This window comes from Bacteroidota bacterium (assembly GCA_016213405.1).
Lineage (GTDB): Bacteria > Bacteroidota > Bacteroidia > Palsa-948 > Palsa-948 > Palsa-948.
In genome coordinates this window covers 125,305-135,411 of record JACRAM010000071.1, presented here as the reverse complement: position 1 = coordinate 135,411, position 10,107 = coordinate 125,305, and the positions used below count along the sequence as shown (strand labels likewise).

8 protein-coding genes are annotated in these 10,107 nt (G+C 39.3%); 1 reads left to right on the top strand and 7 read right to left on the bottom strand.

From position 1 onward, the window contains the following. Window positions 1–677 precede the first annotated feature (677 nt). Window positions 678–2,582, top strand: a complete 1,905-nt coding sequence (locus tag HY841_09500; protein MBI4930984.1) for a sensor histidine kinase — start codon at window positions 678–680, stop codon at window positions 2,580–2,582. Window positions 2,583–2,591: 9 nt separating this feature from the next. On the opposite strand, the gene HY841_09495 is transcribed toward HY841_09500, so the two are convergent. The 7 genes from HY841_09495 to HY841_09465 all read right to left on the bottom strand — a co-directional run bounded on the left by HY841_09495 (window position 2,592) and on the right by HY841_09465 (window position 10,099). Beyond that, window positions 2,592–3,122, bottom strand: coding sequence for a YfiR family protein (locus HY841_09495; protein MBI4930983.1), 531 nt, complete (start codon window positions 3,120–3,122; stop codon window positions 2,592–2,594). After that, the gene (locus HY841_09490) at window positions 3,119–5,176 is read right to left on the bottom strand and encodes a TonB-dependent receptor plug domain-containing protein (GenBank protein MBI4930982.1); all 2,058 of its coding nucleotides are present in this window, start codon (window positions 5,174–5,176) and stop codon (window positions 3,119–3,121) included. The genes HY841_09495 and HY841_09490 overlap by 4 nt, the downstream gene beginning before the upstream one ends. 89 nt (window positions 5,177–5,265) lie before the next feature. Beyond that, window positions 5,266–6,384, bottom strand: coding sequence for an ABC transporter permease (locus HY841_09485; GenBank protein MBI4930981.1), 1,119 nt, complete (start codon window positions 6,382–6,384; stop codon window positions 5,266–5,268). After that, window positions 6,381–7,487 carry an ABC transporter permease gene (locus HY841_09480; GenBank protein MBI4930980.1) on the bottom strand — a complete coding sequence of 369 codons (1,107 nt, stop codon included), beginning with the start codon at window positions 7,485–7,487 and terminating at the stop codon, window positions 6,381–6,383. The genes HY841_09485 and HY841_09480 overlap by 4 nt, the downstream gene beginning before the upstream one ends. After that, the gene (locus HY841_09475; GenBank protein MBI4930979.1) at window positions 7,487–8,230 is read right to left on the bottom strand and encodes an ABC transporter ATP-binding protein; all 744 of its coding nucleotides are present in this window, start codon (window positions 8,228–8,230) and stop codon (window positions 7,487–7,489) included. The genes HY841_09480 and HY841_09475 overlap by 1 nt, the downstream gene beginning before the upstream one ends. Before the next feature lies 1 nt (window position 8,231). Further along, entirely contained in the window at window positions 8,232–9,149 is a 918-nt protein-coding gene (locus HY841_09470; protein ID MBI4930978.1) for an ABC transporter ATP-binding protein, read from the bottom strand. Between the two features lie 62 nt (window positions 9,150–9,211). Further along, a complete protein-coding gene (locus HY841_09465) occupies window positions 9,212–10,099 on the bottom strand; it encodes an HlyD family efflux transporter periplasmic adaptor subunit (protein MBI4930977.1) in 888 nt (295 codons plus the stop codon). Window positions 10,100–10,107 lie beyond the last annotated feature (8 nt).

Genomic DNA, 10,107 nt, shown 5'->3' with positions numbered 1-10,107 from the left:
CATTTCAACAAAATTTTGAAGAATATATTTTGGTGAATAAACAAGTGCTTCTTTTTCTTTTAGTTTTTTAAGGACATATTTTTGTTCTTGTTTAAAGGTCATTGTCAAATTTACTAATTCCAATAAGGTGATACATGCCTAGATTTAAAAGTGGTGTAGATTTTTCATCATCAGTTTTCGTTCATATTTAATAGTTGTTATTTGGTTTATGTCGGATGGTAATTAATACAGGCTGTGAATGAATTAAAATCGTATGTGTAGTAATTATGATTTTACGTGCATGAATTAATAGCTGACGGATTTGAATTATGATTTGTCGTATTTGAATTACTATCGGTTGTATTGTAATCATAATTTGACGTGTATGAATTACAACAGGTAGTGCAGTAGTTATGATTTGATGCATATGAATTAATACGGTGCGCATCATAATTATGATTTGCCGTGCATGAATTAATATCCTGCGCATCTGATTGAAGAGGGTATGTGTTTCACCTGTTTTCATAAATAGAAAACGAACAGGCGACAGAATATTGTATAGAGAAAACCACATTTAGACGAAAGCCCCTATGGGAGTGGCGGAATTGAAGAAAAGGGCGATGGAATAGAGAAACTTTTAGACAAGATTTTTTTTACATTCATCTTTTTCTTACTATTGCCATTGCAAAAACCCCCTGATGTCCAGAATTTATTTTTTTCTTTTTTGTTTTGCATTAGCGCTGCCTTCTTTTAGCCAGGGCAAAAGCGACATTCAACAAGCTTCTTACTACATGTTCCGCAATTCGGATTCGGCATTTTATTTTTCTGATAAGGCGATCAAAGAAGCAAAAGATTCTTCGGATTATTACTACGGAAAATTTTTTCTCGGACAGTGTGTTTTCTGGCAGGGGCATATCGACAGCAGTATTATGTATTACACTTCGGCAGAAAAATTTTTTTCCCGCACGAAAGATTCGCTCAAACTCTTGGAAATTTATTCCGAAAAAGGAAACGCGCTGAAAGTTATTTCGCAATATGATAAGTCGTATGATTATTTAATGCAAGCGCTGGAAATTGCAGAATCGGTGGATTCGCTTCGGTGGCATGCCGTTCTTGATATTTATTTGGCGGAACACGCGCGCGCGATGGGCGATAAAGCAAACGCGTTTATGTTTATTGACCGTGCTTTTAACGTTAACAACATCCGCCCGCTCTCAGGCGATGACCTTGCTGAACTTTATCACCGCAAAGCCGCCATTGAGCATCAGTTTGGCAGCGCTGCAACTGCCGAGGAATATTCACTGAAAAGTTTAAAGGTAAGCGAGGCAACGGGCAATCTTCACCAGCAGGCAACTTCTTACAATGAACTGGGGTTTTATTATGCAAATCACCGAACAGCAGATGTTAAAGAGCGCGATAAGCCACTGCGCTATTATTCAAAGGCGGAAGCGTTATGGAGGAAACTGAATTTTAAAAGATACTATATATGGGTATGGAGAAATATTTCCAGAGAGTATGGCAATGATAAACAGTATGCTCAGTCCAACCGTTTGCTGAAAGATATTCTTGCCGTATCGGAACCCAATCACTGGGATGAAGTCACTTCAGATATTGCTCTGCAGGCGGCAGAAAATTTTGAAGTTCTCAAAAATGCCGACAGCGCTTTGTTCTACTACAAAAAATATATTTCCTCCCGCGAAAATACAGAAGCCCGGTTCAAGAGCAAGGAATTCCAGGATATTCTTGTGAAATATGCCACGCTTCAGAAAGAACAAATGCTGAAGAAGCAAGAGGAAGAAACTTCTCTTGCAAAACAGGAAATAGAAAAAACCGCAGAACAAAGAAATTCCATTCTTCTCCTGCTCGCCATGCTGCTGGTATTATTCATCGTGATTGCTTATTTAACTATTATATTAAGAAGAAAAAATTCTTTGCTGGTGGAAAGAAGCATGAAGATAGAATCCATCAACAAGCAATTGCAATCCGAACTGAACCATAAAAATATTCTCTTTGCTGAACTGCATCATCGTGTTAAAAATAACCTTGCGGTTCTTTCCGGCTTGGTCAGTCTGCAAAAAGATGCTGTGCAGGATGAATCGGTAAAAGAAATTCTGCAGGACACGCAGAACCGGATTTATTCCATCGCCATGATTCATCGGGGCTTGTACAGCCTGAATGACTCTGATAATATTTATTTTGACAAGTACATAAAAGAACTTTCTGCCTCGCTGATAAAAACGTATAAACTCCAGGCGGATAAGATAGAGTGTCAGGTCAATTTTCCGGATGTTCCTGTAAACATAAACAAGGCGGTTCCGCTGGCGCTTATCATTAATGAACTTTTATCTAACTCTCTGAAACACGTATTTCAAAATTCAGAAAAGGGCATGATGGGAATCAACGGGCGTTTTGAAAATGGGTTTCTGCATCTTTCTGTTTTCGATGACGGACCGGGTTTTTCAGCAGACTTTAATAACTTGCCATCTGCTTCTTTAGGGCTGCATCTTGTAAAAATATTATCTGAACAACTGGATGCCCATTTTCATTATCAATACCATCCCGGGAAAAGTGAATTCACTTTCTTGATTCCGGTGAAGAAATAAAAGAGAAACTCATCCCACCAGTATCGCCAGTTGCAGCAGCAGATTGGCTACTTTCAAACTCTGAGATTCCATAACGGATTTGTTGAGGTCGAATTTCAGCGCATCATCATCGTCCACTACAAAACTGATAGCCGCACCTTTTTTGGCAAGTCCTTCCCGCTCTCCGACAATCAGTATGGGCTTTGTTTTTGTTTTTTCAAATATAGATTTCAGCATAGAGCTTTTTGAAGAAGGAATATAAACCATATTGCAGGAAAGCGCGTCTTCAGAAGTTAAAATTATTTTCACAACTATTTTTCTTCCCTTCGCTTTTTTGTTTTCAGAAAGAGTTGTCAACTCCTGCTTGATAGGAGAATCGCCCACCACGCCAATTACAAAATCTCCTTCCGTATTGGGCCACTCAATATACTTCATAAAGTTGTAGAGGAACAACGTGTAGGCTTTGTAATCAGCATCCTGAGAAAATACACGCTCCGTTTTCCCCATGAAAATCATGAGAAACAATCCTGATGCGAGAATGTATTTTACCAGTATGTTCATTTTTCTTTTTTCATTTTCTTAGCCTTCACTTCGTAAATAATTTTCACAATTATTTCTCTTGAAGGTCCTGGCAACGGAGCATGGTATCCGTTATAGGGCTGAATGAAAGTATATTTTGAATCAAGAATATCATAACAACCGATTCCAATCGTCAAACCTTTTACATAATTTGCAGTATTGACAAAAAGATTCGCGAGCAGGAGAGAAGGAAATTTTTCCGCAACAGAATATCCTGCCGTATCAACGCCTGTGTATCCGTACCGCTCACCGATGTAGGATAGAGTAGGGCTGATGCTGAAATATTTTCCCGCCTTAATGGAAGCGTTTAGGTTTGCTTTGTGAGTCGGAAAAGCAAGGAGCATGGATTCGTTACCGGGAATTTTATAGTCAGCTATTTTTTCTTTTCCTGCCACGGTATAATTTGAATAATTAAAAATGAAATATCCCCACTTGTCACGCATGCGGTATTCCACTTCCACGCCTCTGCTTCCCGCTCCGCCAAAATTTCTGTAGTTATCTGTTTTGAGCGAATCATCATAGTAATAAACAATCGGGTCTTTGGTGATGATGTCAAAAAAATTTGCTGTGAGAAGTGATTTGCGCGTGATCTGGTAGCCCGCCTCCAGTTCCATTACCTGCGTGAGTTCAGGTTTCATTCCTGTGGAATCTTTGAGATTTATATTTTCTATGGAGGGCGCACGGAATGCATTGCTGTAAAGCGCTTTGAAGTGAAACTTCTTAAACTTCTTTGTGAAGCCAACGCGTGGTACAAACGCTGAGCCGTATTCGCTGTGAATGTCATAGCGGGCGCCAAGAATGAAATTCACAAAGCGCGTTTTCGCGAGCGCCTGCAGAAAACAGGCCTGGTTGAAATAACTTACTTCTTTTTTTCCGTTGGAAAAAAAACTGCTGTCCACCTGATCAACCGCACGGTCTTTATAGACTTCTGCACCTGCCACAAAATTTATTTTCCGCGTGAGATTGTAAGACGCAGTTATGTTTCCTGAATAACGCTGTGTTGCCTTGCTGTAATCCTGAATGATGGTGTCAAAATCTGAAAGAGTTTGCCAGGGCGTCTGGCTTTTGATATTTATTTTCGGAGTGAGGGTCAGATTTTTTTTCTTTCCGAGAATAGCAGCGTATTTTATTTCTGTGAAATGGGATTTAAAATTCAACGGGTATGCAACGGGTTCATTTTTATCGTATGAATCGCGTGTGGTTGTCTGATACAAATCCATTATCCATCGCGCGCTGAAACCTTTGAAAGACATTCCAACATTTATATTGGTAGAATTTAGATTTGAATTACCCGCCATGTTATAACTGCTTGAGTCGAAATCAGAAAAATTCTGGTCGCTGCGGTTAGCGTTTCCGAAAAATGCACCCAAAGAAAATTGAAAATCTTTTTTTTGCTTTCCTGCAGAGAGATTAAAATTTCTTCTTCCCATGGCGCTTTCCATCTGCCCGTAGGTTCCGGCAAGCACAACTCCAGAAAAATCACTTGCGGTTTTAGTGATGATGTTGATAACCCCATATTCAGCAAAGCCTCCGTAAATCGCAGAGCCGGGTCCGCGAATCACTTCAATCTTTTTTATCTGTTCAATGGCAAAATGATTTCCGAATTGATTGGTGGCGAATAAAAGTTCGTTCATTTCCTGTCCGTCAACAAGCACAAGCATTTTTCCTTCATGCGCCCAGAGTCCGCGTGTGCCGATGCCTACCACACCTTCCACGTCCACTCCGAAATCAATTCCTGGAACAAGGCGAAGAATATCAATCAAATCCCGCGCACCTGAGTTTCGGATCTCTTCCTGTGTAATCAATGTAACGATGCCAGGTGATTCTCTTGCAGTGAGCGGGCGTTTTGACGCGGCAAGAATCAGTGAGTTGATTAATTCTTCCAACTCAGATGGAACCCCGTGCGCTTTCATAGACATCAACTGCTCCAGCGACATTTCAAAATAATCGAAAGTATCTTTTGAAAAAATTATGTTCTGGGAAAAATTCTTTTCGAAGAAGAGAAAAAGAAAAAGTATCGGGAGAAGGCGTTTCATATTGTGAAGAGAATCAAAAGTAAAAATTATCCGGTGATTCTCATCCCATCCGATAAATCAAAATCAACAGTGAAGAGTTGAAAATTTAATTATGCCCGTTTCCTGTAATTCAAAATAGCCCATGTGTTCACCACGATGGCGAAGATGAAAATGATAAACAGATTATGTTGTATGTCGTGAAATCCGCTTCCTTTCAGTACCACCATCCGCATCACTTCAATAAAATAGCTGAGTGGATTGAACCACGTAATCACCTGCGCCCATTCAGGCATACTTTCAATAGGCGTGAAAAGTCCGCTGAGCAAATTAAAAATCATGATAAAGAAAAATGAAAGCGACATGGCTTGCTGCTGTGTGTCAGAATACGTGGAAATCAACAAACCCATTCCGAGCACTGCGAGAAGATAAACAGAAAGAAAGCCATACAGCAATCCAACGCTTCCCACCGGGACAATACCGTAAACAAATCTTGCAATCGTCAGCCCAACCGTGAAGACGAACATTCCGATGATCCAGAAAGGAATTAATTTTCCGAGAATAAAATGATATTTTTTTACAGGTGAAACATTGATTTGTTCAATGGTGCCGATTTCTTTTTCACGAACGATATTCAGCGCACACATGATTGCTCCCAACATAGTAACAAGAAAAACTAAAATACCCGGCACCATAAAAAATTTATAGTTCAGCAGAGGATTAAACCAATTCGTGGAAATAATCTCAATGACCGGCATGGGAGAAAATCGTTGCTGCTTTATCCATTGTGATCGTATTTCAGAATTGTAATCATTGATAATGCTGCTGAGATAAACGGTTCCCACCAGCGCTTTCACTCCATTGATGGCGTTTACAGCCATGAAAATTTTCTGCTGATTTTCGCGAACTAAATTTTTTTCAAAGTTGGCCGGAATTTCCAAAACAATATCCGCTTTTTCCTGCTCAATAAGATTGTAGCCCTCTTTGAAGGAAGCGCAATATTCAGCTGGCTTGAAATATCCTGAAGAAAAAATCTTTGATTCAAATTTTTCAGAATAAGTGGAATGGTCGTTGTCAATAATTGCCAGTGAAATATTTTTCACTTCATAGTTGGCTGCCCAAGGCAAAACCAATAGTTGAATGGTTGGAGCAAGAAGGATCTGCCCTAGCAAAGTTTTGTTGCGGAATATCTGGAGAAATTCTTTCTGCAGTAAAAAAAACAGGGTCCTCACGCTAATCGGATTTTAAATTTCTTCAAGCTGATTGTCAGAAAAAGTAAAGTCATTCCCACAAGAATCAAAGTTTCTTTCCAGATGGTTGTAAAACCGGCACCTTTTATCATAATAGCTTTTACGATGATGAAAAACCATTTGCTGGGCACCACGTTCGAAATAATCTGCAGCGGCATTGGCATATTTTCAATCGGGAACATAAATCCGCTGAGTAAAAGAGTGGGAAGCATGGTTGCCATCATAGAACCGAACATGGCGGTTTGCTGCGATTGTGCGGAAATAGAAATAAGCAGACCAATGGAAAGTCCTGTGACGATGAACAGCAGACTTTCTCCATAAAGAAGAAAAATATTTCCCTGAATTGGCAAATGAAGCGCGTATACACTAAGAAGAAGAATGGATGTTACATTAAAAAAAGAAATCAAAAGATAAGGAATGAATTTTGCAAAGATCACCATGATGGGCTTGAATGGCGATACCAAAAGGATTTCCATTGTGCCGAGCTCTTTTTCTTTTACAATAGAAATAGAAGTCATCATTACGCACACGAGCAGCATGATCATCGCCATAATGCCTGGAATAAATGTGTGTTCGCCTTTGAGTTCGGGGTTGTAAAGCATTCGTATTTCAGGAACAATGCTCATAGGGATAATTGCATGTTTCACCAGTTCGCGCTGATAGTCTAGCATAATTGCCGAGAGATAATTTGTGAGTGTGTTGGCTGTATTCATGTCGGATGCATCGGCAATGATTTGGATTTGTGCTTTATGGAGATGAAACAAATCGTTACTGAAATTTTCTGGAAAGATGACAGCGAGTTTAATTTTTCCTTCCTTGAATTTATCTTCGATTTCTCTATGGCTCATCAATGATTTTTCAATATCGAAATACTTGCTGGCTTCAATCTTATCTGTGATTTGTGTGGTAGTTATATCTTTAGAATAATCCATCACCACAATTTTTGCGTTTTTGATTTCATTGGTGAGTGCGAAACCGAACAATATAATCTGCGCAATCGGTAAACCGAAAAGCATGAGCAACGTTTTCCGGTCGCGGAACACATGATAAAACTCTTTTCTTATGAAAATTAATAACTGTTTCATTAATCACTTTTTCGTTTTGCTTCGCGAGCAAGCCCGTGAAAAACTTCATCCATTGAATTAGCGGAAAATTGTTTTTTCAGATTATGTGGCGTATCCAGTGCTTTTATTACCCCATCCACCATAATTGAAACGCGGTTACAATATTCCGATTCATCCATGTAATGCGTAGTGACAAAAATTGTCATGCCTTTATCTGCCGCTGCGAAAATCAGATCCCAAAACTGTCTTCGTGTAACGGGATCAACACCACTGGTGGGTTCATCCATGAAAACAATTTTCGGTTGATGAACGATGGCGACAGAAAAAGATAATTTCTGTTTCCATCCAAGCGGAAGCTCACGTACTAATTTTTTTGCGGATTGTTGCAATCCTAATTGTTCAATCAATCCTTCGCTCTTTTCTTTAATTTGTTTGTTCGACAATCCATAAATACCTGCGTAAAAACGAATGTTCTCCATCACGGTCAAATCTTCATACAGCGAAAATTTCTGACTCATGTAGCCGATATTTTTTTTAATGTCATCTGTTTGTTTAAATACATTGAAACCCGCAACGGTTGCTTTCCCTGATGTGGGGATGGAAAGTCCGCAAAGCATTCTCATTGCGGTGGTTTTTCCCGCACCGTTCGCACCGAGGAATCCAAAAATTTCTCCTGCATAAACTTCAAATGTAAGTTCATTCGCAGCGATGAAATCTCCAAAGCGTTTGGTGAGTTTTTCCGTTTTAATAACTGCTTCTCTCATTTTAATTCTTCAGCAATTTAATAAAGCAATCTTCAATTGTTGGTACCGCTTTTTTTATTTCAACAGTTGGGTGTCCTTTATTTTTTAGATAGTCCAGAATTTCATTTTTGTAATTTTTTTCTTCCTCTCTAAAAGCAAGGTGATGATATTCTCCAAACGCAAAACAAGTAAGTGTGTTCTCGTATTCGCGCAGATCGAGAAGGAGTTTATACATTGCTTCAGATTTTATCGCGAACAAATTCCCTTCGTATGAATTCACAATTTTTTCAGGAGTGTTTATCGATAAAATTTTTCCTGCTTGCATTAATGCAATTCTATCACACAAAGTTGCTTCATCCATATAAGGAGTAGAAACAAGAATCGTAATTCCTTGTTCTTTCAGCCGCTTCAGCATTTCCCAGAATTCTTTTCGAGAAACTGCGTCAACACCTGTGGTGGGTTCGTCTAAAAATAAAACGGATGGTTTGTGAATGAGTGCGCAGCTCAGCGCGAGTTTTTGTTTCATGCCACCGGAAAGTTTCCCGGATCTGCGGTTTTTGAATGGCTCTATCTGTATATAAATATCTTTTATCAAATCATAATTCTCCTCAATCGTTGTATCAAACACTGTAGCGAAAAAATTCAAATTCTCTTCCACTGTCAGATCCTGATAGAGAGAAAATTTTCCGGGCATATAGCCAACTCTTCCCCGAATTGTTTTGTAGTCTTTTACAATATCAAAACCGTCAACTGTTGCTGAGCCGCCATCGGGAAGAAGAAGTGTAGTGAGCATTCTGAAAATACTGGTCTTGCCTGCGCCATCTGGACCAATCAATCCGAACAATTCTCCTTTCTCAACTGAAAAGGAAATAGTGTCTACAGCAAGAACTTGACCTTTGTTGTAGGTTTTGGTAAGGTTATTTAATTCAACAGAAGCCATAGCCACTAATTACACTAATTGACACTAATTATTTGTTTCGTGTGAATTCGTGAAATTCGTGTTTAGAATTTCACTTCACCATACATTCCGATTTTCAGCGAGCCATCATTCGCGGTTTTAATTTTCACAGCGTAAACCAGATTCGCCCGCTCTTCTTTTGTTTGAATTGTTTTTGGCGTGAACTCTGCTTTGTCGCTAATCCAGACGATGGTACCTTCGTGTTCCGAATATTCCTTCTCATTTTTGTCTATGAGAACTTTCACTTTTTGATCGAGTTTTATTTGTGATAATTGTGTGCCTGTGACATATGCTCTAAGCAGGAGTGAAGAAATATCAGCAATTTTGTAGAGTGGTTTTCCCGCAGCGGCAATCTCGCTTTGCTCTGTATATTTTGCCAGCACTGTTCCGTTCACAGGGTTTACAAGTTTGCATTTTGTAAGCTGATCATTTATTTGTTCGATTTGAATTTGCAGAGGAGAAGTTTGTTCGGTAATGCTTCCGGAAGTAATTCCAAGTGTGGATGTTTGTGCTTCAATTTGTTTTTTCAGAACTTCAATCTGCGCGTTGATGTCATCCAGTTGTTTTTGTGTGCCTGCGTTCGCCTGAATAAGATTGGCGAAACGTTTTTGCTCATGCTCTGCGTTTTTCAATTGTTCCTGAAGAACGGCAAGTTGTTTTTCAGAATCAGGTCTTCCGCTCAGCACCGCTTTGATTTGCGCGTCTAACTGTTTTTTCTTCAGGAACAATTGCGTGCTGTCAACGTAGCCGATGATTTGTCCGGCTTTCAGTTCTTGCCCTTCTTCCACAGAAAATTGTTTTAGCATTCCTGTTGCTTCAGAGGAAATAATAGTTTCTTCCGCTTCAAAGGAACCCGAAGCGTCAAATTTATTTTTCTCGTTGTTGCAGGAAAAAATTCCCGTCAGAAGAAGAAGGAGAAATAATTTTTTCATCGTATTAT